This window comes from uncultured Nostoc sp. (assembly GCF_937863485.1).
In the GTDB taxonomy this organism is placed as follows: Bacteria; Cyanobacteriota; Cyanobacteriia; order Cyanobacteriales; family Nostocaceae; genus Nostoc.
The window spans coordinates 1-24,155 of record NZ_CALMFY010000022.1 but is presented as its reverse complement, the minus strand read 5'-3'; the positions used below and the strand labels follow the sequence as shown (position 1 = coordinate 24,155).

Here is a 24,155-nt window from a genome sequence, read left to right as displayed (position 1 = left end):
TGGGGGCTGGGTACTGGGGATTAAGGAAGAAATTTCCTAAATACTCAATCATCTTGTATACAATTCACTCCTAAGCTAACGTGCATTTAAGCTCTATACGAGCAATTGCCATGATTAGGTTTTTAGTTTTTGAATGAGTGAATTTTGAATGAGTGCATTTTTAATTGCTTATATCCTTACCTTTTGGTGAATTTCTCCTAGCCTCTACAACAAAATGCTAAAGTTGAAAATGATTGGTGTGAAACACGCTCTAACTGGCTGTTACCATTGCAAATCCCGAAAACAACCGAAAAACTTTGAGTGTAAGGGGTAGTAAATGGGGGTAGCCATGTTAAATGTGAATCAACACTCCTGAGAGTGGAAACCAATTCAGTTATACTACCCGAACCACGTTGGCATGGGTTTTTGGAAAACTTGGTTTAGTACTCCTGAATCTGTAGCGACAAGTAGGACAAACCCCTTTGAAGAACATACAGTGGATGCTGCGGGCAACTCCAACCCCAGCAGCATTAGCGAAGCTTCTTTAAAGGAGGCTCGCATCGTCTTCAGCACGGAGCGAGATATTGACCTGTATGAGCTAGAAGAACTCTGTGATGCAGTTGGTTGGTCGCGTCGTCCTCTAAGAAAAGTGAAAAAAGCTATTGAGCATAGTTTTCTTGTCGCCTCAATGTGGCAGGTGAGAGGAAACCAAAAGCGGCTCATTGGTTTTGCCCGCGCTACCTCAGATCACGCGTTTAATGCCACTATTTGGGATGTGGTGGTTCACCCAGACTTTCAAAGTCAAGGACTGGGCAAGGCATTGATGAAATACGTTCTCAAAAAACTTAGGAGTGAAGAAATTAGTAATGTCACTCTCTTCGCCGACCCCCATGTTGTAGATTTCTACCGAACTATGGGGTTTATGGCTGATCCGGAAGGTATTAAAGGCATGTTCTGGTATCCTCACTAGCGCTCAATCAAAATAAAACCAGATTTACCTAAGAAAATCAGGTAGAATAGTGAAATTCTATTATTTTGATGTGGTTTTGCTTTTTTTCAGCCGACGAAGGCGCAAGTATATATCTTGTAAAACTAAGTCGGCAAAAAACCTTTATCAGTGTAAGGATGTAATCTTGATCGTGTTTACATAAAATAAAAGATGTTAGGCATGAGGCGTGTTATCTGATATAATTAACTTAATACTTTTGGTAAAGCGCGATCGCTTTAGTGGGAAATTAAAACTAAACCCCAACCCAAAAAGTAGATAAGTCTAACCGGGATGTAGCGCAGCTTGGTAGCGCGCCTGCTTTGGGAGCAGGATGCCGCAGGTTCAAATCCTGTCATCCCGATTTAATTAATATAGTTAACAGTTAGGGTGGATTAACTAGAGTTTTCTTGCTAAGATGTGCAATTAAATTGTACATTTTTGGGCAGAATATCAATCAGGCTGTTATGATGTTGGGTTGGCTATTAAAGCCTAACAGGCAAATTTTCTTCTTAAGCAGTAAGATGTTCCAGACACTAAGCTTTGTATAGATTTGAGAAAATATTAAAGCAAGCGTAGATGGAACGATTGATTAACTAATAGCGTCACGCGATATTAGAAAAAGCCGATAAAATGGCATTTATCATCTCCAAGACCAAAAGACAGAGAGACTTTTCACTGTTTGAAAAGACATACATATAATATGCATCTACAGCATTTCGTGATGAATAGCAAAGCGAAATCGAGAAAAACACAACTTTAGCAGAGTCAATTTGGGAAAACAATACTATACTATAGCAACCCTAAATAGTTGCGGAATATTGGATTTAGACCGTTGACGGTTAACACTCAACCTCAACATGCACAACGAATTTTTCACAACTGAAATAGATTGCTATATAACTAAAGCTAGTTGGTGCTGTGCAAATCCAACCATTTGTTTCATTTAATTGGATTATTGATGCGAGGAGCAGTCATGAAATCATTTATTCGCTTGGGCGCAACATTGGGTATAGCTGGCAGTGTATTTTTAGCGGGACTTTCAGGAATAGTCAATCTACCAGGAATAGACAATCAAGAGGCGATGGCGTTGCCACAAGATCAGGTAGTGAAAACGCTCCAAGAAGTACCAATATTCACGCTCACCAATCCTAAAGGCGAATTCGTAGTTCTTTCGAGAAACAACGCATCCAAGCCTGTCTCTCAAGTGGGATTTTTTATTAGCAAGCAAGATGCTCAAAAATTCCTTGACAATCGGCTCAAAAAAGAAAACCCCCAGTTGGCAAGCACGCTACAGGTGAGACCTTTGTCCTTGGCAGACTACTATAAAATACTCCAAGAAAGCAAAAAGAAATCAGACTCTACAATTTATACTTTAGTACCGACGCAAGAACAAATAGCATCAGCAACTAGTATGCTGAATCAAAATGGTAAAAAAGGGCAGCAATTCAATGGTATTCCCTTATTTGTACCCAAATTTAAGAAAGATAATAGCTATTTGACCATTCCCGTCCCTAAAGGCAACGAGCGATTAATTCCATTCTTTTTTGAGAAAGAGCAAGCAGTAGCTCTGTTAGACCAATTCAAAAAAGCCGTGCCAAAGGAAGCAAACAACACTGAGATTCAGGTGGTGGATTTGTACGGTGTTATGGAGGCTCTCAATAGCAGCAACGATCCTGGTATAAATAAAATTCTTCTGTATCCATCAAGAGAGTCGATCAATTTTATTCGATCGCTTACCCCGAATCAATCACCAGCTGCCAGGCCTGCTGCTGCGCCCGCTCCGAAAAAATAACGGATATGCACTCCAAGGTTGAGGCATGGGGGAGAAACATCTGATAGTTTCTGGTTTACAACTTTGGCAGTGGCGCAATACTGCTCACCAAGCAGCGATCGCTACTAATGTACCACCAATGGAGGTAGATTGGCTGCTGCAAGAGATAGCTGGGTTAGACCGCTTGGCACTGCGTTTGGAGTCTTTTAAAAACTGGCCGCAAATTCAGATGCAGTTGCCTTTAAAAGAGCTAGACCAGTTATGGCAGAGGCGATTAAATGACCGCTTGCCAGTGCAGTATATTGCTGGAGTTACATCTTGGCGTCACTTTCAAATCGCGGTGTCGAGTGCGGTATTAATTCCCAGACCAGAAACAGAGGGCTTAATTGATTTAGCTCTAGCAGCTGCTAGCGGTGTGTCAGGACATTGGGCGGATTTGGGTACTGGGAGTGGAGCGATCGCCGTAGGATTAGCAGATGTCTTGCCAAAAGCAACAATTCATGCAGTTGATTACAGTTTAGAAGCTCTGGCGATCGCTCAAGCCAACGCCTATAATTTAGGTTTTGCTGACCGGATTAAATTTTATCAAGGTTCCTGGTGGGAGCCACTGGCATTTCTCAAAGGTCAGTTCAGTGGTATGGTATCTAATCCCCCTTACATACCCACCAGTACCTTACTGACTTTGCAACCAGAAGTAGTTAACCATGAACCACATCTAGCTCTGGATGGTGGCACTGATGGTTTAGATTGCATTCGCCATTTGATAGAAATTTCTCCCAGCTATTTGCAACCTGGTGGCGTGTGGTTAATTGAGATGATGGCAGGACAGGCGGATGCAGTCCGAGAACTTTTGCAAAATCAAGGTAGCTATTGTAAAATTCAAATTCACGCTGATTTAGCTGGAATTGAACGCTTTGCCCTTGCTTATAAAAGTTAGGAGTGATGAGTTATGAGTTATGAGTTATGAAATTCCTCACTCTTAACTTCTAACTCCTAACTTTGTAAACATGACACAAGTTTCTCTAACAAATTTAATAACTGGCGCACGCGCTGGCCTTTTGGTGAGCTTTCCTACGGATACTGTTCCTGCACTTGCAGCGATACCAGAAAAAGCAGGATTAATTTTTGTGGCGAAGCAACGCAGTCAAGACAAACCTTTGATTTTGATGGCTGCTAGTGCTGAAGATTTGTGGCTATATGTTAAAGGTAATGAAAACGAGTATAAAGTTTGGCAAGAAATAGCAGGCAAATATTGGCCAGGAGGGCTGACATTAGTCTTACCAGCAAGTGATCAGCTGCCAAAAGTTATGAACCCCATCGACCCGACAACAATTGGCATCCGAGTCCCAAACAGTGCGATCGCCCAAACGATTTTGGCGCAAACAGGCCCTCTTGCCACCACTAGCGCTAATTTTTCCGGTCAACCGCCTTTGCAAAGGATGGCAGAAATTGAGGTTCAGTTTCCCAAGGTTCTGACTCTAGCAACGACAGAATACCAGGGTGAAATACTAGGGGTGGGTGTACCTTCCACCGTTGCTAAATGGACAGGGATAAATTGGCAAATTTTGCGGCAAGGTGCGATAAAGTTAGAGATTTCAACTGATAACCAGATATAGGTAGCTATAATATTGTTTTCCTGATTTGAACAACAGAGATATCTGGAACTTTAGTTTGCGCTGTTGTGGTTAATTAACAAGTTAATAATTACCAAATTATGAATTGGAGCAACTGGATATATCTAGGAGCAGGACTAGCACTAGGTATAAGTTTTCATAGGTTATTTGCGCGATGGCTACGCCCGCCGCAGGCATCGTCAAACGTTTCATTTAGCTCATCCCCACTAGCACCATTAGATCAAGAGGATATGCCACCAGTATCCCAACAGCTACAGCAAACGCAGCTGGCATACCAAATGGCAAGGGAAATGGGCCAGTTTAAAGCTGGTTTTTTAGCGCGGACTACCCATGAATTGCGATCGCCTCTCAATGGTTTGATTGGCTTGCATCAGTTAATTTTGTCAGATTTGTGTGAAGATCCGGCTGAAGAACGAGAATTTATTGCCCAAGCTCATGAGCGAACGCTGAAGCTGCTCAAGCTGATGGATGAAATCCTCACTGTTGCTAGAACGGAACACGGGACTAATAAATTAGATATTCAGCCCCAACACTTAGCCCAAATTTTGGAAGAGGTTCATAACTTAACTTATATGCTGGCGGCAAATCGCAATTTTCCCTTGCAATTATTACCCGCCAGCCCAGAAATTTATGTTTTGGCAGATTACCTCTGCCTCCGCCAAATATTGATAAGTTTAATAGACATTGCCATTACTCAGATGCAGGAAGGCAGCATTTGTATTTCCAGCAGCACTATGCCTACAAGTAATTTTGTTAACATTTGGCTGGATATACCAACCCATGCCATACCTTGGAGCGAGCCGATTGATTTGATCAAATCTGAAGAGCAGCCAAGCCAGATTAACCAAAATAACGCTGCTCTTTCGCCCGGGATGAGGCTATTAATCAATCAGACTTTAGTGGAAGTTATGGGAGGAAAGTTAGAAATCCTGCCCTCGACCATTGTGAAGGAAGCATCTGGGCAGATTACCAGACTACAAATCTCTATCCCCCTAGTGATTCCTGAAGCTGATCTTCTGTAGCAGGAAGGAAAGCAAGGTGAGCTAGATTGTATAGCACCATCGTAGTGGTTGTGTTGGGCTGGAAACCAATCTTTTCATAAAATCCCTGCTGGTGAGTAGTCATCAGGTAAACACGCTCAACCCACCTCATGCGGGGATGACTCAAAACTGTTTTTACTAAATTGCTTCCCAACCCATTACTTTGATACTCTGGATGAATCACAACATCCCAAATCGTGGCACGATATATGCCATCAGATGTTGCTCTAGCAAAGCCAATTAGTCGATCGCCAAGGCAGACGGAAATCACTGGCTCACTATTAGCAATAGCTATACCTAAATCCTCAATACTGCGGCCCTTTGCCCAGAAAGCTGAAACGTTTAACAGTTCTTGCAGTTGGTGAAGGTCAATTTCAGACTTGCGATCGCTAAATTGAATCTGAGACTCGTTCATATGGCATCCACTTTTGGCAGTATCTTTGTATAGTTAAGTCATATTTTGCAAGAAATTGCTGTACGTGTATATGTATATGCAACGAGAAAGAAAAATTAATCACAAACCCACTTCCACAGAGGATGAGTAGGCCCCTGCTGACGTATCCGATAAACTTGTTTTTCTAAACGTTGTTTTTCCTGCTGTGGTAGTCCGAGTAAGATATTTCGACTTTGCCAAACTAAAACAGCAGCAGTCATCCCAATACAAAAGGCTAAACCGAAGGTAGACAGTGGATGGAAGAAAAGTCCATATCGCACCGCTACCCAAGTAAAATATTGTTCCCACAGAGAAATTTCTGCACGTAGATCCCACAAGCTAACAGGCGCAATAGTAAGCCACAAACAACCGACAAACAGCCATCTTCCATATACTGTGAGTTTATGTAGCCTTTGTACTTGTTGAATAAAGGATGTGTCAGAGTTATCAAATTCTGGGCCAGTAGTTAATGGTTCTTCAGGTTGATCCATAGGGGAATAAAATTGCAAAGCATGAGTGAGCAATTCAAAATGCTTTAACTCAATTGTGAAATGCACACAAGTTTAACTATCCTGAGAACTGGCAGATGTATCAATTGGCTCTGCGTTCTCCACCACCTGGTATTGACTCCTGCGCTCTCGCCACCAAGCGAGGAGAGAACCGGCAATGAAAATACTTGAATATGCACCCATTGTGAATCCAATAATTAAGGCGAGGGCAAAGTTTCTCAAGGTTTCGCCGCCAAATAGGAATAGGGAAAACAATGTTAGCAAAACCGTGAACGTGGTATTAATTGATCGCGTTAAAGTTTGATTGATTGCATCATCAACAACTTTGTCAATGTGATCGTTAGGATGTAGATTTAGTATTTCCCGAATGCGATCGTAGATGACTACGGTATCTGTCACCGAGAAACCAGTAATAGTCAAAATAGCAACGACGAAAAGGCTATCAACTTCAATACCTGCTACTAGTCCCAAGATGGAGAAAGCACCTAGCGTAATCAAAACATCATGGAACAAGGCAATAATTGCGATTACGGCATAGTCCACCTGGAACCGCACACTCAAATAAATAACAATCCCAGCAAAGGAGACAACCAGAGCTAATAACCCTTGGGTAAATAACTGACGACCAAGTGTCGGACCAACAGTATCAATTTGAGTGGCTTTGGGGTTAAAAGCTCCAATTTTTTCACTCAAAGCTGTTTGTAACTGGGTCCGTTGCTCAACATCTAATGTCTTTGTGCGAATGGATATTCCCTGTTGGTTTTTACCAACAACTTGGATGCTACTATTATTTAGCTTCTGAGCGTCAACTACTTCTCTGACATCAGAGATATTAATCGGTTGAGTACATTTGTCTGGTTGTGTACAATCACGTTCAAATTGTAGTCGTGTACCACCAACAAAATCTAAGCTAGGACGTAGCGGTGCGCCTAGTTGTTGCCAAGAAATCAGCATCGCTACGATGCTAATAATCATCAGGGTGGCAGAAATTGTCCACCAAAGTTTCCGCTGTTTGACGACACTAAATTTCATGACTGCACCTCCGCACCAGACTTAATTGACGTTGAGAGATTGGGACAAAACAACTCTGGCTTACGCAAGTTGGGAAATCCCAATGTTAGGAACAGCAGTGTGCGACTACAAGTAATTGCAGTAAACAAATTCACCCCTAACCCTAGCGCCAATGTCAAAGCAAAGCCTTTAACTAAACCTGCTCCTAACCAAAACAGTGCTGCACAAGAAATTAATGATGTCACATGACTATCTAAAATGCTAGACCAAGCTCGGTAGAATCCTGACTCTACAGAACGATATAAAGTTTTACCAGCACGTAGTTCTTCACGGGTGCGCTCAAAAATCAATACGTTAGCATCAACTGCCATGCCGATACTAAGGATAAACCCAGCAATACCGGGGAGAGTTAATGTAATGCCTAGCAAAGCGAAGGTGGCATAGGTCAATAGCGCATAGATAATCAAAGAAAAGTCGGCAATTAACCCTGGTAGTCGGTAGTAAACTAACATGAAAATCAATACTAACAGCAATCCGCCAATACCAGCGTAAATACTGCGTTGAATACTATCTTTACCTAAGGTTGCTCCGACGGTACGGTTTTCAACTATTTCTACTGGTACGGGTAATGCCCCACCGCGTAGTTGCACGCCTAAGTCATTGGCTTGTTGTGCGGTAAAACGTCCTGTAATTACGGCAGAGCCGCCACTAATACCTGCGGCGGCAAATTCTATACCTACGGTAGGAGCGCTAATCAGTTCGTTGTCCAGAAAAACACCAATACTACGCCCAGTCCCGGCAAGATTTTTTGTCAAATTGGCAAACAGTTCACCACCCTTTTGGTCGAAGCGAATGCCAACATGCCAGTTGTTACCTTGAGTGGGTTCACCATAGGCATCCTTGAGGTATTTGCCAACTAGCGGTGGATTGGTGCTTTCAAACAATTGGGCGATCGCTTGATTACTTTTTTGTAAATCTTCTTGATTCTTAGCAATTGCTGCTTTGTCAGTACTCTTTCTCAATTCTTCTTGCTTGGCTTTTAATTCGGCTCTAGATGCTTGGAAAGCAAACAGTTGGGTTTCTGTATTCGGCTTTTGGGTACGAAATTCTAACTGTGCCGTCCCCCCTAGCACCCGTTCGGCTTGCTCTGGATCGTTGACCCCTGGCAATTGTACCAATATTTTATCTGAACTAACTGTTTGGATGACTGGCTCAGAAACACCCAGACCATTAATCCGACCTTCGACAACTTTCTTCACACCTTCCAATTCTCGTTCGGTGATTTTGGGAATTTCTGGTGATGGTTTCACCTGAATTGTTAGCTGTGAGCCTCCGCGCAAGTCCAGTCCAAGAGGTATCGGAATTGTGGCAATCACCGTAATCGCGGCGATTATCAGGACTAAAATTAAAATTAATAGCGATCGCTGTCTTTGCATACCATAACTCGCAACTGACAAACGCTATAATAGCGCTCTTTTGAGGAGTTATGAGTTATGAGTTGGGAGTTAGGAGTTGGAAGTCATTCAATTTTAGATTTGGAATTTTGGACTTCGGCGTGAGCGCTCAGTCGAAGTCTAAAATCCAAAATTGGTGGAGTTAAGAGTTAATACTCATACTTTAAAATTCTTAACTCCTCACTCCTAACTTTTAAACCCGCAAAGCTACCATTTTTTCTACAGCTTCCACTATTTGCTCTGGTTGGATGATTGTTAGTCGTTCCAGATTGCCGTTATAAGGTGTGGGGATATCTTGGGAAGAAAGTCGTAGTACTGGCGCATCCAATTCATCAAATAAGCGATCGTTAATTGAGGCGATGACTTCAGCTCCAATGCCCGCAGTTCGCATGGATTCTTCCACAACAATGACTTTATGGGTTTTTCGTATTGATGCGCCAATAGTATCAAAATCTAATGGTTTGAGAGATATCAGGTCGATAACTTCTGGATCATATCCTTGTTTTTCAAGGGTTTTTACTGCTTGTAACACATGATGCCGCATCCGTGAGTAAGTGATAATTGTGACATCTTTTCCTTGGCGCACAACTTCTGCTTTATCTAGGGGTAGTAAATATTCTTCTTCTGGTAAATCTTCTTTCAAGTTGTAAAGCAGAACGTGTTCAAAGAACAACACGGGGTTATCATCGCGGATAGCAGATTTTAGTAGTCCTTTGGCGTTTCTTGGTGTGGAGCAGGCAACAATCTTCAACCCTGGCACAGCTTGGAAGTAAGTTTCTAGTCGCTGGGAATGTTCTGCTCCTAGCTGTCTTCCCACACCTCCAGGGCCGCGAATTACCATCGGAATTTTAAAGTTACCGCCAGAAGTATAGCGCAGCATCCCAGCATTATTGGATATTTGGTTGAAGGCGAGCAGTAAAAAGCCCATATTCATACCTTCGATTATGGGACGCAACCCAGTCATCGCTGCTCCCACTGCCATACCAGTAAAGCTGTTTTCAGCAATAGGCGTGTCTAGAATGCGGAGTTCGCCATATTTTTGGTACAGGTCTTTGGTAACTTTATAGGAACCGCCGTAGTGTCCAACATCTTCACCAAGAACGAATACGCTGGAGTCACGCGCCATTTCTTCATCAATGGCTTCCCGTAAGGCGTTGAAGAATAGTGTTTCTGCCATTTAGACCTTTTAGCATGATTATGGTTTTAGAATTTTATCGTGCTGCTGTCGCAAATACGGTGAGCGATCGCACTAGTTAGAGATTGGTTTTTTAAACGAATCGCCCCAAGCATGGAGCGAGTAATTGCCATAACTATATCAAAGCTATTTAATTTAGATTTTAGAGGTTTTATGAGCGATCGCCTCCCCCTCTGGCAAATGCAGCTAATTTGTTTGTGTAATAAAACGTAGAACAAATGTATAAAATATAGTAAAATTTTTCATTTTAAAGATACCAACCTAACTAAAGTCACGCCAGAGTAAAAATCTGTTGTAGCAATAAATTAAATATGCCTACTGTAGAACAATTGAAAACGTTGTTTATCTTAAGTTTTTGGGCTACTAAAATGTATTTACCTGTGTTTTTAGTGCGAATCGATGAACGAACAAAAAACATTGTAATTCTCGCTGGTGAAGAAAATGAAATTATAATTTACCTAGACGGGAAGTGGAGATATGTATGAGTAAGCTAGATTTTATGACAATGCCGCGTGCTCAATTGCGTCAATATATCCTTGACCATAGAGAAGATGATGAAGCTTTTCAAACTTATTTAGATAGATTCACCTCGGAAGACGCTGTAATTTTTCCTGCACCACAGTCAATAGATGATTTAGAAAACTTCCCAGAGTTACATCAACAGAACTTAGAAAGACTACAAAAGCAACCTTAAGCCCTCGCAACCTTCCAACAAAATTTTATAACTTGGCGTTGATAACCAAAAAGAGTGCGATGTCTTACGACAAGCCACTACGCGTCTACGTACTCTTTTTCTACTTTATAACCCTAATTGTTGCTCTATTGCCAGACAACTAACTTTATCTAATTTCCACGGGAAGCCTCCTCGATGGTAGAAATTTTCACTGCATAATTGATGATATCTTGTCCAGTCTTGAGATTTTTTGCTTCACCATTATTCAGAGCCACAATATAAGGGTCGCCATTAATTACGCCAACAATGGGGCTACCGGAAGAACCAACAGCTGTGTACACCATAGGGCAATTACAGTTCAGTTAAGCAATTTTCTCCTTCTCTTTCTTCTCTCTCCGTGTCCTCTGCGGCAAGCCGATATTGCGCCGTAGGGGATTACCAAGAAATAAATTATAATTTATAATTTGGAAGTCTCTAGCGCAGAAGATGGCGAGATGAGGGAGATGAGAGGGGATAATAGTTATTGAATGAGTAAAGGTAACTTTGATATGTCGTATTAGGATTGCTATAGTAAGGTAAATAGTTCGCAAGAATATTTAATGAACGAACAGGTGATGAAAATTTAATAATTTATAAAACTGTCAGAACTAAAAGTATTTGGCAATTTTTAAAATTAGAAGCGCAATCTATCCAGATTGACTTAAGTGAATATTATCTTAAAGATGTCAATAAAATTTTAGGAATTTTAGCTAGTGGTGTCCGCTGAAAAAATTATAATTGCTGACAATAAAATCACTGTCTAAAGCTGCATAAATGTAGCCTAACCCAGGCATTGTACCTAAAATATTTATGTCAATAAGTAACGGTTGAAAAAATCTTTGGGCGTAACTATTGGAATACCTACAGATTCATTTAGCGTTAATAAATCTTGATCGCCAGTTATCCCTCTTCTGTCAGTCTCCGAAAACATTTGCCATTTCTAAATTCTAGAGATTTTGTACAGCAGGCGATGTCTACGACGGGCTACGCCTACGCGCGATTCTTTTCTAATAACAAATCCAAGACCAATTTTTTTCTAATAGTATAGCTTGTATTGATTGCCTCATGAGGCTTCTAGCCATCGCCCTTACGGAAAGTGACAGAAGAGGGATATCACTGCAAACGGTTGATTTTCAAATTGAATTGCCCGACCTTTACGAGCAAGTCGATTTTGCAGAAAATAAAGGAGATTAAAATCATTTTCTGCACTGAAAGATTGTGGATGCTGTGCCCTTTAATTAGCACATCTTAAGCAATTTAACGTTATAGCATCTGCTGTTGTTCACAAGAACAAGCAAGTGTGTATCTATTGTGGTTAACTATTTTTGAGATTGTTATTTGCCTAAATAAGCTTCCAGAACTTTTGGATTAGTTTGAATTTCTGCTGGCGTCCCGTCAGCCAAATTCTGTCCTTCGGCAAGTACCCAAACGCGATCGCACAAGGACATAATCACATCCATATTGTGTTCAATAATCAAAAACGTCATCCCGTCTTGGCGATTCCAAGTGATAATGCGATCGCAAATATCATCAATCAGTCTCGGATTCACCCCAGCTGCTGGTTCATCCAACAAAATTAACTTGGGATTAGTCATCAGCGCCCGTCCCATTTCTAGCAGCTTGCGTTGTCCACCAGACAAGCCACCAGCATAATCGTGTGCTTTTTTTGCCAAACCGACTGATTCTAACAGGAACATTGCCCGCTCTTGGAGTTGCTTTTCTTCCTTGGCTACGATGTGTGGCTGCAACTGCACCAGCCAAAAATTTTCACCCGTTTGTTTTTGCGCCGCCAACAGCATATTTTCTAACACCGACAACCGCGAGAGAGTTCGTGCTACCTGAAAAGTGCGGATTACTCCCTGCTGGGCGATTTGATATGGTTGCAAATTGTGAATAGGTTCGCCGTCAAAAATCACTCGTCCCTTATCAGGGCGAATGAAGTTTGAGAGGAGGTTAAATAAGGTGGTTTTACCAGCACCATTGGGGCCAATCAAGCCCGTAATGCTGCCTTTGGCAACTTCGATTTTCGCCTCATTAACTGCTTTAATACCACCAAAGCTTTTAGAAAGTCCAGTGGCTACCAAAAGGGGAAGTGAGGATGACTGGTCATTTACCAAGAGTGAGTTCCTCCTTTTTCCCTAAGATACCTTGAGGTCGCCAAATCATCAATACCATCAAAATTAGTCCGATTACCATGATCCGAAATGCACCCAAACGGGCTTCATCAAGGGGAACGATTTTGGGTAATACTTCCCGCGTCAGCGCATCGTAAGCAAAGAAAATTACCGCCCCTAAGATTGTGCCAACATTATTCCCAGAACCACCTAAAATCACCATTATCCAAGTGTCAAAGGTAATCTGCGGTTGAAAATTATCAGGGTAAATGGCGCCCAGTTGCCAAGCGAAAAAAGCACCAGCGATACCCGCGATCGCACCTCCAAGCATGAGAGATTGTAATTTATACCAAAAGACATTTTTTCCTAGCGCCTTGGGAATTTCTTCATCTTCACGGATGGCTTTGAGAATTCTACCCCAAGGCGATCGCACCAAAATTTCTAACCGCCAGTATACAAATGCTAAAACCAACAGCAGCACCAGCATTAAACCTGCTTTTGGGTTGTAATTATACAGTCCGATCACCCCAGAAATATAGATTGCTGCCGCCAAAATTGCTAATACAATTCCCACACCCAAGCGCGACGCAAATTCTTCCTTACTAGTCATCCTTTGGCCTAAATCAGTAGTCCGAGACATCTGGGTGATGCGAATCCACCGCCACAATGTAAAGAAAGTTACAGCAGCCAGCAGCGTCAACAGTCCAATCATCACAAGTCTGACAAACAAATTCGGCTCTGTGGATAAGGGTATGCGATAACTTTGCACACCGAATGCCCCAGAAATCCAGGTGTCACCCACAGGTAAATCCTGATTATTTACTACCAAACGAATTAGTTCGCCCGTACCGATGGTGACAATTGCTAGATAATCTTCCCGCAAGCGTAGAGTTGCAAAACCAATTACTAAACCCAGCAAGGCGGCGACAATTGCCCCAGCTACTGCCGATATTAGTAGGGGGACGCCCTTCACGCTTAACAATATGGTTGTATATGCTCCCAGAGTCATGAAAGCAATATGACCAAAGTTAATTAGCCCGGTAAAGCCCCATTGCAAATTGAGTCCTAGTGCGAATAAAGCGAAAAGTGCTGTAGAAATTGCTAAGAAAATAAGATATTCAACCATGTTTAAAAGTGGGGAAGTGGCAGTTAGGAATTTCTAACAAATAAATTATCCAATCTTCTAGAGTGGGCATCTGGCACCTGCTCAATCTCCCGCCAAGAAATAAATTTCACAGGCTTTTAGCTTAAGTCCACAAAAGTAGACTGCCATCGATACCAGCCATTAATCGAGTTTAGTCCTCTTGAGAGGACTTAGAGACCATTTATAAAGTAAATCTTTAGACAACAAGACGACGCAACATAACACGAGTCATAACAGCGTATATGGCAGCTTCACTCATTTCTGGAAGACGTTCATAATCCTTACTAAGACGATGATATTGGTTAAACCATCCAAATGTTCTTTCCACTACCCAGCGTTTGGGTAAAATCTCAAATTCTTTTCCTGTACGCTGCATCACCTCAACATGAGCTTGAATCATCAACCACACTGCGAGGGCAAACTTATCACCGTTATAGCCGGAATCAACCCACATTACCTCGACTTTTTCCAAGACTTCAGGATGTTCTTCTAGCAGCTCCATCAAAGCATAGGCTGCAAGCACTCTTTCTGGAGCGTTTCCTTCACTTACAACAACTTTGAGCAATAGCCCAAGACTATCAACTATCGTTTGGCGTTTCCTCCCCTTAACTAATTTGCCACCATCAAAGCCGTACACATCCCCCTTTTTTCCGTCGTTTTGACCGACTGGCTATCTGCTGCGATGCCTACGGCGAGCTTCGCTAACGCTGTAGGTTGAGTTGACTTGCCCATTTTTTGACGAACTTGATCGCGCAAAGTATGATTCATTTGCTCCCAAATACCTCGTTTTTGCCATTTGCGATAGTAACTGTAAACAGTTGCACTGGGAGGAAAGTCCCCTGGAAGCATATCCCATTGGCAACCTGTCTTTAGATGGTAGTAGATAGCATTGCATACTTCTCGCATATCCGTTGTTCGCGGATGCCCACCATGTTTAGCTGGTGGAATCAAAGGCGCTAAGATTGCCCATTCTGAGTCGCTAAGGTCTGTAGAATAAAGCTTTCGCTTCATTGCTTTCTATGTAGATATACTGCATAAACAGTATCCTATCGTTGCCTTTCTACTTGATAACTCTTCTTTAGATTTACTTTATAAATAGTCTCTTAAGCTATTAGCCATGGGTTTCTAACCTATGGCGGTTTTTGCGACTGGTGTAATATCTCACTTAAGAGTCAAAAGTCGAGAATCAGGAGACAAGAGTTAGAAGTCAAGGCTTAACGTTCGAGTTCAAAGGCTCAACGTTCGAGTTCAAAGGCTCAATTTTCGAGTTCGCGGACGCTCTCCTGCCCTCAACGCTTGGCGAATAAATTTTAGCGTAGCTTGAGCATAGTCCTACATTGCCGTTAACCTTTGCTAATTTTGTGGGAATACTATTTATTGTTGGTCTTGGGTTGTAGGGAATAATTGACGTATGAATTTGCTGCGACTGAGAATGCATCACTTAATCGAGCAGTTAGCCGATGAGGATTTGCAAGACATTTGGGACGTTCTCGAAGGTTTACATTGTGACTTTTATATGCTCAAAGCGATACAACAAGTTAAGCGATCGCAGCAACCGTGGGATATCTTAACCCATGAAGAAGCGGTACGACTGTTGATGTTTTTCTGATTCAGTAGCGCTTTTAATAGTGCTCAGTAGTAGCCCATAGTTAAAGTTAAGGGATTAGTTAGGAAGAAATTTGTTTATTATTTAGAGCTAAAGCCAGAGATTTAGACTCATATGCCCAAGTGTAAGTCTTAGTATTGCTTCTTCACTCAGCACCCACCACTTTCAACTCAGCCCTCTTTTGGTGTCGTCCCTCAAGTTTTGGTTAAGGTAACGCCTAGTGAGTCTGGAAATGCGCTATGCAAGGTCTTTTTTGCTAGACCTGAAGAATTTAGAACCTGCCGCCTACGAGCGGGTGCATGATTTTGTCTTTATTGAGTTAGCCCAAAAGTGGCAACTGAGTGATCTAAAAGAACTACGACACCTTGATAGTGAAGGCATTTTTCACCGCTTTACCTTAGATAATTATCTAATTGGTATAGAAATCAGGGGTGAAATTGTGAAATTTCTGCGTGTCATGCCTATGCCAGATGTTTAAGGATAGGAGTCAAGGGAACACTTAAAACTGTAAACTGTATAAGGCTAGGCAGGGATCGCTATAACCTTACATTAAACTGGTTTTGAAAAACACTTTATTTGAGATTTCCCTATGGATGCTAGGGCACTTTGGCAACGATACCAAAACTGGTTATATTTCCACGAGGGATTGGGACTGTACTTAGACGTGAGTCGGATACGGTTCGATGATGCCTTTGTGGATTCGTTGCGTCCGAAGTTTGACAAGGCGTTTGCGGATATGGCTCAACTCGAGAAGGGTGCGATCGCAAATCCTGACGAGAAGCGCATGGTTGGACACTACTGGCTGCGAAATCCTGATTTAGCACCAGCTCCAGAACTTACACAAGAAATTGTCCAAACCCTAGAACAAATCGAAGCCTTTGCGGAAAAAGTCCAAACAGGTGCTATTCATCCTCCCAGAGCAAGCCGCTTCACGGATATTATCTCCATTGGAATTGGTGGTTCCGCTCTTGGTCCCCAATTCGTCGCTGAAGCCCTCGCTTCTGATTTCCCGCCCCTGAAACTTCACTTTATCGATAACAACGATCCCGCAGGTATCGATAGCGTTCTCAATCATCTGCGAAATAGCCTCGCCAGCACTTTAGTATTGGTGATCTCCAAATCTGGAGGGACGCCAGAACCTCGCAACGGCATGATTGAAGTTAAAAAAGCCTACGCTGGACACAATTTGGAATTTGCTCAATATGCGGTAGCAATTACCAGCGTTGATAGCAACCTCGATAAACTGGCCAAAGACGAAGGTTGGCTGGCCAGATTTCCCATGTATGACTGGGTAGGAGGACGCACCTCAGAAATGTCTGCTGTGGGGCTAGTACCAGCGGCATTACAGGGGATTGATGTTCGCGCCATGCTAGATGGCGCAAAAGAAATGGATGACGCTACCCGCGTCCCAGATGTGAAAAATAACCCAGCAGCCTTGCTTGCTTTGTCTTGGTACTTTACGGGCAACGGAAAGGGCGAAAAAGATATGGTTGTTCTACCTTACAAGGACAGCTTATTTTTATTCAGTCGCTATTTGCAACAGCTAGTGATGGAATCCTTGGGCAAGGAAAAAGACTTAGACGGCAACGTTGTCCATCAAGGTATCGCCGTTTATGGCAACAAAGGCTCAACCGATCAACACGCTTACGTTCAGCAGTTACGTGAGGGTGTAGCGAATTTCTTTGCTACTTTCATCGAAGTATTAGAAGATCGTCAGGGCCCATCCACTGAAATAGATCCAGGAGTTACATCAGGCGATTTTCTTTCCGGTTTTCTCCAAGGAACCCGACAAGCGCTTTATGAAAATCACCGCGATTCGATTACAGTCACGATTCCCCAAGTTAACCCCCGAACTGTTGGGGCATTAATTGCTTTGTATGAGCGTGCTGTTGGTTTATATGCTAGTTTGGTCAACGTCAACGCCTACCATCAACCAGGTGTAGAAGCTGGCAAAAAAGCTGCCGCCACCATTATCGACTTGCAAACACGAGTCGTAGCAGTCCTACAAAAAGAAAAAACTCCCATTTCTCTTGAGGAACTCGCCAACAAAGCAGACGCATCAGATCAAGTTGAGGCAATTTACAAGATTTTGCGTCATATCTATGCCAATCAACGAGGTGTGGTTTTACAAGGTGATCTTCACAAACCCCATAGTTTGACCGTTTCTGCTAGCTGATAGCTCTAGTTCTTATATCACATTTTGTCCATAATTGTTGTATCAGCAACAATTTTTTATTGTGAAGCATCCTAGATAGAAGATATATCTTCCGTCTAGGATGCTTCACTATATAATTCGTAATTCGTAATTAAGAAGACTTTAAAAACATCCTCTTAATTACAAATTCCTCGTTCCTATGCTCTGCATGAGATTGTTAGCGATTGGGGTGGGCTGTGCGATCGCTCGTTATTGCTTCCCATAAAATAAAGTTAAGGCAGCATCAATAAGTAGGATTAATGTTATGACTGAATCAACTGCAAAACAACCTGCACGTCGCGGTAGAATTTTTCCAGAACGCACTTTATCACCAGAAGAACTTGCTAGACGCAAAGCTGAAGATGAAGTATTTTATCGGCGTTGTCGGGCAATTTTTGAGCGTGTGCGTCCCGATTTAATTAAGGAACACTATGGCTGGTATATTGCTGTGGAGCCAGATAGTGGTGATTATTTAATTGATGCGGATAAAATGCAAGCTCATAAAAAATCCCTTGAAAAATACCCAAATACTGATCACTGTGTTTTTTGTCTGAATGAAATGGGAACCACTGGCACAATATGATTCAGGGTAAATTTGGGGGAAAGGGGCAACTATTTTTTGAAATTGAGTTAATAACTGATGATGGATTAAATTTGCCTGTGGATGCCATGTTAGATACTGGTTTCACAGGCTTTCTGGCTATTAACAAACAAGATTTAGAGAGTCTAGACTGGTCTTATATTGGTAAGGAAACTTTGCGAACTGCACAGGGTGAAACCTTGTTTAAAATATATTCAGGAAAGTTGATATTAAACGAACAAGAGTATGAAATTCCTATTTATGCAGGGGATGAAATTACGGAAGTACTGTTAGGTTCAGAGTGGCTAAAAATTCTGCCGTTGGTGGTAAATTATCAGGCTGGTATATTAACTTTGGGATAACTGCGATGCCCTACGGTGGTCACTGAGCGGCTGGTGAGCGCAGTCGAACCATGTCGTACCCCTACGGGGAAGCAAGCTACGCGCAGCGTCTCGAAGAGAAGTGCTGGCTACGCCTACGCACTTCAGTGATTTTGAAACGAACCGCAAAGGCGCAGAGAACGCAGAGGTAAGAAAAGAGAAATATTTTACTATCTTTAGTTAATGGGTAAGTCACGGAGAAAGTAAAAGCGATCGCCTTTATCTTCCTGTAAAATCAAGTTAAGGTAGGATTAACAAATGGGGTTAATTACTATGAATGAATCAACTGCAAAACAACCTGCACGTCGAGGCAGAATCTTTCCACAACATACTTTGTCACCAGAAGAAGTTGCTAGGCGCAAAGCTGAAGATGAAGTATTTTATCGGCGTTGTCGGGAAATTTTTGAGTATGTGCGTCCCAATTTGATTAAGGAACACTATGGCTGGTATATTGCTGTGGAGCCAGATAGTGGTGATTACTTCATTGATGCAGATAAAGAAGTGGCAAGCCTGAAAGCTCGTCAAAAGTACCCAAATATCATCCATTTTATGTTTTGTCTAAATGAGACTGGAGCCACAGGCAGAATATGATTCAGGGTACGTTTGGTAATGAGGTGCAGCTATTTTTTGAAATTGAATTGATTACTGCTGATGGATTAAATCTGTCTGTGAATGCCATGTTAGATACTAGTTTTACAGGCTTTATGGCAATTAGTAAACAAGATTTAGACAGATTGGTCTTTTATACGTCAGGAAGAACTGCGAACTGCACAGGGAGAAGCAAGATTTTATATCTATTTGGGTAAGGTACTGTTGAATGGACAGAAGTATGAGATTCCTGTTTATGCAGGGGATGAAATTACAGAAGTTTTGTTAGGTTCAGAGTGGCTAAAAAATCTACCTTTAGTAGTTAATTATCAGGCTGGGATATTGACTTTGGGATAACTGCGTTCGCACTTCAGTTATTTTGAAACGAACCGCTGAGGCGCAAAGAACGCAGAGGTAAGAAAAGAGATATATTTTGCTATCTTTAGTTAATAGGTAAATCGCGGAGAAAGTAAAAGCAATCGCCTTTCCAATCACTGTTTTTTATTCGTCCTAAATAGCCTGTTAAGGGTGAAGAAAGTTCTATCAGTAAATCGTGAACAACTTCATCATTAAGCTTGGGGTTATGAGTGGTATTGGCATTATAATGAACACGAGTTTCTGTAACTGTGAAACTCTGATATGTAGCTTTTGAACTTTGGTTATCTTGTTCAGAGAGTTCTTTGACTACTATGATAATCTGCGATCGCAATTTAATCTCTCTCTCAGCTTTATCAATATATTCATCAATTTTATAGTCAATTTGCCCAGGTTCTAAATATTGCTGTAATTCCACTAAGTTAATAGCATCTGGATATTTTGCTTTGAATTCAACGAGTTTTTGTAAAGTCATAGCATTAATAATACTTACTTCCCATTCTTTAGCGGCTTTTAGTGTGTCTGTAGATGGATTACCAGGGCCAATTACTAACTTAGCTGAAGTTAATAGTTGAGTTTTACCTAAGTGCATCCCACCAAGTTTGAGTAATTCTTCAACAGTACGACTCGGAATAAACTTACCCGCCTTACACTCGCAAACAATAGGGTAAGGTTTTGAACAAAATAAATCTAAGCCTCCAGCGCCACCTTTATAAGCACTTTCAACTTTGAACCCTAAAAACTCCAGACTTTGACGTGCAATGTTTTCAAAATCTGTACCAGCTTGATAGTTGCTTTTTTTCTCATCTAGCTCAATGCTGCGATCGCCCAATTTTGCAATATTATTTATCCAAGCTAAATTTGGATCGGGTTGTTTAATTAGCTTGTCACTACTCCAACCCAAAAATGCTTTGATATCGTCGTCTAATTGTTTAGCTGCTGGTTGGGTAATGGTTAGGGATGCGATCGCACTCTGTAATTCTTCCAATTCAGGATGCAGCGGGGGTTCTAATTTTTCTAATTGGTGTTTGCGTTGGGCGAAGGTGCGATCGTTTAATACTGGCTTTTCTTCAGAAACTGTTAGAGAATTAGGTAAACTAACAAATTTTCCTAGCTTTTCCTGAATGTTGGGATTGACTGATATTTCTTGTAACTGAGGTAACTGATAGACACGCAAGTAAGTCAAGAAAATATACTGTTGTTGCTGTAGTATCTCCTTTAATACTTTTGGTGTCCATATTGTTAATTTAGATAAAATATCTAGTGGCTTAGTCTCGTCTAAAATTTAGCAAAGCTCGCATTTAGCCCAAGCTTTAATTGAAACTGAAGAGTCAGCAGGATAAAGTGCAAATCTTTGCCCAGGACGAATAAACATCCTGGGTAAAGCTGCAATTGTTCGCCCCTGTATTAAGGCTTCAATATCAGGGGCGTGTAAACACAGCGCTGTTGGAATTGAAAACTGCTGATTCATTTCTAATTAGCTATAAATTTAGTTCGACGCAATCGGCAGTAGCAACGCTTTGAGGAATACTAATAGGTAATCCATCATCAGTTAAATTTGTAGGTTCTTGACCAGAAGGATCGCTGAGAATTTCTCGAATTAAAGGATTGTTGATTGCTATTTGCTTCTGTTCAATAAATTCAAAAATCTGTTCTTCTGTCAGTTCGTAACTTTCACGGTTATAGTAAACGAATAATATCGCTAACAGAGGTTTAATGTCTTGGCTTTGCAAGCCTACCCATTCTCCACCCTTTTGTTTTAAAAGTATTTTCAAATTTTCTCTAGCTTGTGTTGCAGTTAAATTAATTTTCTTTGAACGCACTAAGCAACCGCGAGTTAGATTAAATGTTCTGTAATCAATTAGTCGTTTTAAGGCAGCACCTATAACATTGTAGTCTTGCTGAACTACATCTACTCCAATCCTGACTTTTTTCTTATTGCCAATAATTTTGAAATCCATAAAGCCATTATTTGCTGCACTAGGCTCTACTTCTTCAATTGATTCGATTGTTAATCCCTCTACAGTTTTGCCTATTAAATTATTGAAAGCAAGCAAAAGAGCATCAGTAATTGTTGCTTCTTCTTCCATTAATGAATCAATAGAAGCTTCTACATTTGCTAACTCACTATTGAAGTATGGTTTAACTGGATGGATTGTTGTAGATGTCCATGCAATTGTAGTATTCGTATTGCTCGTTGTTGAATTTGTAGACTCATCAATAATAGACTCGTTAGGTAAAAAATTTTCTGCACACCATTTCAAAACTGACCTAACAGTAGGTCTACTCTTACCAAGTTCTCTGAGTTTAATTTCATCAAATGGGTAGAGAGAATGAGGCGGGGTTTGTTGATGTTCCTCATAAAAATCTTGTAACCATTGACTAACTAGAGCAACTATATTATCAGAATTTAGATACTTTAATGCAATTGGTTGCCTATCAGCTTGTTCACTTGCTAATCTATCAACAACTGCTTCAGCTTCTGGTAAAGCCTTGATTTGGTCTTCCCAGGTACGAGGATACATTGCTAACAGTAAAACACCTTGTTTTAGACTGTTATATAAATCCTTAACTAAGTTTGCAATAACTTGTGCTGCTAAAAATCCATTATCAGCAGCATCTGCAATATCTAATTCGTCAAAACAAATCACTGGAACTCGATAATTACTAGTAATATCTAGAATTTGACGAATATTGCTTAATGCTTCAACTTCTCTATCCTCGCTTTTAGGATTTGGCAACCCCATTTCTTCAGCTTGTGATTGTGCTAATTCCAAACCAGATAACCAATAGCTTGCATAATTAATATGGACTGGAGAAAGTGTCCACAAAATTGCTTTCACTATATAAGGGTTGGTTATTTCAGGCTTGACTTTCAGAACACTTTCTGTCAAATGAACTATCCCCTTAGTTGAGTGTTTGCTTAACCAACCTGGATACATATTAATATACTGTTGTGGCGTATAGTTCCATTGCTTTGCTTCGTTAATTAAAGCTGCTGCAATTTCCTGCCATTGCATTACTTTTTGACTACCAAAAGCTCTAAGACTAGAGGCAACACTTTGCAAAAATAGATACTTAATTTGATTCAAGTTATCATACTTACTCATATAGATAAATAAGCTACTATTTTCTGTGTGTAATCCGTGGCGAATTCGACTAATAATATGGCTTTTACCTAACCCTTTTTCTGCTGTAATTGTGATACCTATAGTTTCACGTTTTCCTCTACGGACTTTTTCAACAGCATCAAAAACTGCATTGGACGCATGAGCATTAATCGAGGGAACATCAGGAAAACTTTTACCCCAGATTTGTTGCGGTCTGACGACAATATGGCCTGCAAATGGATTTTGATTTTTAATCAGATCATCAATGGTAGATGTGGTGACAGTCATAGTGTTGTGAAGTTAACATGTGAAGAGTCAAATAAGGTTTAAGGTTTCAGGCGTGTGGCGTAGCAACGTAATCCATCTAATTCTGTAGCTACCGAATCTTCAATTTTGTCGGGTGCGCTGTCTTCTACACTCCCGCCTTGCAGTTGCAAAATGTCGTCGGCTTGCGTTTCCAGGAGCCAATCATTAAACTCTGTACGACTAACTCGTTCGCCTATTTCTCTCCTGATACGATAAATTGGCACTAGATTATTAAAGTTGTATTCATAGTTCAACTTGTCGTAGACTTCCAACGCCACTGGCTTAAACTCGTCGTAAGATGCGATTCCTTCTCTTTGAGACGTTACACGAACGGAAAGCTCCGCTAACGCACTTTTCCCAATAACTGGTACATCTGCACCAACTACCGCAATATCTATCTGATTAATCCACTTCACCAACGCATTCGCCGCCCAAGTTCCGACAATCGTCCCTTCAAATTTAAAATCAGAACTTTTCAAACCCTCACCCAATACCTCTAAACCCTTGCCAGATGTCAGAGAATATCCCTTTTTGGAAATTGCGATCGCACCCTGATTCTGTAATTCCTCGAATATGCCCTGATAATCTGCTACCTTCTTTGTTTTGGATACAATTCGGTCATGAAGTTGACGTTTGTTCACTTCCTGCTGCGTTCCTCCCAAATTCCACAAAGCCAAAAGGAGACGAGTTCTAGTTTGGACTGTATTTTTTGATGTCATATTGAGTGTATTTTTTGACAATTTTTATCAGAGTGGCTGTATCTTTTTAATTTATTTACCACCAAAAAATAACCGAGAAATTGCTGAATATTTCCGTGTTTGGGCTAAATTGAATAATAAAAAATCAATAAGATCATGACTTACGCAGTGAAAACCTGAAACCTCGATCCCCTCTTAAAAAGGGCTACGGTGTACACACAAGTATGACCAGCATAAGTTTCAACTCTTCTAGTAGTTTCGTAGGGTGGGTTATGGACACGCCGAAATAACAAATGAGTTCGCCGAAATAACAAATGAGTTCGCCGAAATAACA

General features: G+C 41.2%; 23 protein-coding genes, 1 tRNA gene and 2 pseudogenes. 14 read left to right on the top strand and 12 right to left on the bottom strand.

Annotated features, from left to right (window positions below; genetic code table 11):
• The first annotated feature begins 397 nt into the window (after positions 1-397).
• The 6 genes from Q0541_RS03265 to Q0541_RS03240 all read left to right on the top strand — a co-directional run bounded on the left by Q0541_RS03265 (position 398) and on the right by Q0541_RS03240 (position 5,394).
• The gene (locus Q0541_RS03265; protein WP_273763853.1) at positions 398-949 is read left to right on the top strand and encodes a GNAT family N-acetyltransferase; all 552 of its coding nucleotides are present in this window, start codon (positions 398-400) and stop codon (positions 947-949) included.
• Between the two features lie 305 nt (positions 950-1,254).
• Positions 1,255-1,328: transfer RNA gene (locus tag Q0541_RS03260), tRNA-Pro, on the top strand.
• A gap of 612 nt (positions 1,329-1,940) precedes the next feature.
• Entirely contained in the window at positions 1,941-2,759 is an 819-nt protein-coding gene (locus Q0541_RS03255) for a Tic22 family protein (protein WP_298905382.1), read from the top strand.
• A gap of 25 nt (positions 2,760-2,784) precedes the next feature.
• Complete coding sequence (gene prmC, locus Q0541_RS03250; RefSeq protein ID WP_298905381.1) at positions 2,785-3,675, top strand: peptide chain release factor N(5)-glutamine methyltransferase; 891 nt, start codon at positions 2,785-2,787, stop codon at positions 3,673-3,675.
• Positions 3,676-3,745: 70 nt separating this feature from the next.
• On the top strand, positions 3,746-4,354 hold the full coding sequence (locus tag Q0541_RS03245; RefSeq protein ID WP_298905379.1) for an L-threonylcarbamoyladenylate synthase: 609 nt from the start codon (positions 3,746-3,748) through the stop codon (positions 4,352-4,354).
• 98 nt (positions 4,355-4,452) lie between these two features.
• Complete coding sequence (locus Q0541_RS03240) at positions 4,453-5,394, top strand: HAMP domain-containing sensor histidine kinase (RefSeq protein WP_298905378.1); 942 nt, start codon at positions 4,453-4,455, stop codon at positions 5,392-5,394.
• Here Q0541_RS03240 and Q0541_RS03235 read toward each other — a convergent pair.
• The 5 genes from Q0541_RS03235 to Q0541_RS03215 all read right to left on the bottom strand — a co-directional run bounded on the left by Q0541_RS03235 (position 5,357) and on the right by Q0541_RS03215 (position 9,996).
• Positions 5,357-5,827 carry a GNAT family N-acetyltransferase gene (locus Q0541_RS03235; RefSeq protein WP_298905377.1) on the bottom strand — a complete coding sequence of 157 codons (471 nt, stop codon included), beginning with the start codon at positions 5,825-5,827 and terminating at the stop codon, positions 5,357-5,359. The genes Q0541_RS03240 and Q0541_RS03235 overlap by 38 nt on opposite strands.
• A 95-nt stretch (positions 5,828-5,922) precedes the next feature.
• A complete protein-coding gene (locus Q0541_RS03230; protein WP_298905375.1) occupies positions 5,923-6,336 on the bottom strand; it encodes a hypothetical protein in 414 nt (137 codons plus the stop codon).
• Positions 6,337-6,408: 72 nt separating this feature from the next.
• Positions 6,409-7,386, bottom strand: coding sequence for a protein translocase subunit SecF (gene secF / locus Q0541_RS03225; RefSeq protein ID WP_298905373.1), 978 nt, complete (start codon positions 7,384-7,386; stop codon positions 6,409-6,411).
• The gene (gene secD / locus Q0541_RS03220) at positions 7,383-8,801 is read right to left on the bottom strand and encodes a protein translocase subunit SecD (protein WP_298905385.1); all 1,419 of its coding nucleotides are present in this window, start codon (positions 8,799-8,801) and stop codon (positions 7,383-7,385) included. The genes secF and secD overlap by 4 nt, the downstream gene beginning before the upstream one ends.
• A 211-nt stretch (positions 8,802-9,012) precedes the next feature.
• Complete coding sequence (locus Q0541_RS03215) at positions 9,013-9,996, bottom strand: alpha-ketoacid dehydrogenase subunit beta (RefSeq protein WP_292724784.1); 984 nt, start codon at positions 9,994-9,996, stop codon at positions 9,013-9,015.
• A gap of 499 nt (positions 9,997-10,495) precedes the next feature.
• On the opposite strand from Q0541_RS03215, the gene Q0541_RS03210 reads away from it, so the two are divergent.
• Positions 10,496-10,708 (top strand): hypothetical protein, encoded by a 213-nt coding sequence (locus Q0541_RS03210; RefSeq protein ID WP_298905370.1) that lies wholly within the window; start codon positions 10,496-10,498, stop codon positions 10,706-10,708.
• Positions 10,709-10,857: 149 nt separating this feature from the next.
• Here Q0541_RS03210 and Q0541_RS03205 read toward each other — a convergent pair whose 3' ends face one another.
• The 4 genes from Q0541_RS03205 to Q0541_RS03190 all read right to left on the bottom strand — a co-directional run bounded on the left by Q0541_RS03205 (position 10,858) and on the right by Q0541_RS03190 (position 14,995).
• Complete coding sequence (locus Q0541_RS03205) at positions 10,858-11,031, bottom strand: hypothetical protein (protein WP_298905368.1); 174 nt, start codon at positions 11,029-11,031, stop codon at positions 10,858-10,860.
• Between the two features lie 1,029 nt (positions 11,032-12,060).
• Positions 12,061-12,843 (bottom strand): ABC transporter ATP-binding protein, encoded by a 783-nt coding sequence (locus tag Q0541_RS03200; protein WP_298905366.1) that lies wholly within the window; start codon positions 12,841-12,843, stop codon positions 12,061-12,063.
• Positions 12,833-13,966, bottom strand: a complete 1,134-nt coding sequence (locus tag Q0541_RS03195; RefSeq protein WP_298905364.1) for a branched-chain amino acid ABC transporter permease — start codon at positions 13,964-13,966, stop codon at positions 12,833-12,835. Before Q0541_RS03195 ends, Q0541_RS03200 begins: the two co-directional genes overlap by 11 nt.
• A 214-nt stretch (positions 13,967-14,180) precedes the next feature.
• Positions 14,181-14,995, bottom strand: a protein-coding gene (locus tag Q0541_RS03190; protein WP_298905362.1) for an IS5 family transposase whose coding sequence is annotated in 2 segments (ribosomal slippage) — positions 14,181-14,641 and positions 14,641-14,995 — 816 coding nt in all. Because the reading frame shifts where the segments join, the coding sequence is not laid out codon by codon here.
• 400 nt (positions 14,996-15,395) lie between these two features.
• Here Q0541_RS03190 and Q0541_RS03185 point away from each other — a divergent pair.
• From Q0541_RS03185 to Q0541_RS03155, 7 genes and pseudogenes are all read left to right on the top strand, one after another.
• Positions 15,396-15,593 (top strand): hypothetical protein, encoded by a 198-nt coding sequence (locus Q0541_RS03185; RefSeq protein WP_273763769.1) that lies wholly within the window; start codon positions 15,396-15,398, stop codon positions 15,591-15,593.
• A 217-nt stretch (positions 15,594-15,810) separates the two neighbouring features.
• Complete coding sequence (locus Q0541_RS03180; RefSeq protein ID WP_273763768.1) at positions 15,811-16,068, top strand: cytotoxic translational repressor of toxin-antitoxin stability system; 258 nt, start codon at positions 15,811-15,813, stop codon at positions 16,066-16,068.
• A gap of 111 nt (positions 16,069-16,179) precedes the next feature.
• The gene (locus Q0541_RS03175; protein WP_298905356.1) at positions 16,180-17,766 is read left to right on the top strand and encodes a glucose-6-phosphate isomerase; all 1,587 of its coding nucleotides are present in this window, start codon (positions 16,180-16,182) and stop codon (positions 17,764-17,766) included.
• Between the two features lie 283 nt (positions 17,767-18,049).
• On the top strand, positions 18,050-18,367 hold the full coding sequence (locus Q0541_RS03170; RefSeq protein WP_298905354.1) for a hypothetical protein: 318 nt from the start codon (positions 18,050-18,052) through the stop codon (positions 18,365-18,367).
• On the top strand, positions 18,364-18,726 hold the full coding sequence (locus Q0541_RS03165; protein ID WP_298905352.1) for an aspartyl protease: 363 nt from the start codon (positions 18,364-18,366) through the stop codon (positions 18,724-18,726). The genes Q0541_RS03170 and Q0541_RS03165 overlap by 4 nt, the downstream gene beginning before the upstream one ends.
• Before the next feature lie 291 nt (positions 18,727-19,017).
• A complete protein-coding gene (locus Q0541_RS03160) occupies positions 19,018-19,335 on the top strand; it encodes a hypothetical protein (RefSeq protein WP_298905350.1) in 318 nt (105 codons plus the stop codon).
• A pseudogene (locus Q0541_RS03155) lies at positions 19,332-19,689 on the top strand (aspartyl protease). The gene Q0541_RS03160 and the pseudogene Q0541_RS03155 overlap by 4 nt, the downstream one beginning before the upstream one ends.
• Positions 19,690-19,774: 85 nt before the next feature.
• On the opposite strand, the pseudogene Q0541_RS03150 reads toward Q0541_RS03155, so the two are convergent.
• The 3 genes and pseudogenes from Q0541_RS03150 to Q0541_RS03140 all read right to left on the bottom strand — a co-directional run bounded on the left by Q0541_RS03150 (position 19,775) and on the right by Q0541_RS03140 (position 23,842).
• Positions 19,775-21,178, bottom strand: a pseudogene (locus Q0541_RS03150) (DUF1802 family protein).
• Positions 21,179-21,188: 10 nt separating this feature from the next.
• Positions 21,189-23,105, bottom strand: a complete 1,917-nt coding sequence (locus Q0541_RS03145; RefSeq protein ID WP_298905348.1) for a hypothetical protein — start codon at positions 23,103-23,105, stop codon at positions 21,189-21,191.
• Between the two features lie 38 nt (positions 23,106-23,143).
• Positions 23,144-23,842 carry a hypothetical protein gene (locus Q0541_RS03140; protein WP_298905346.1) on the bottom strand — a complete coding sequence of 233 codons (699 nt, stop codon included), beginning with the start codon at positions 23,840-23,842 and terminating at the stop codon, positions 23,144-23,146.
• Positions 23,843-24,155: the final 313 nt, after the last annotated feature.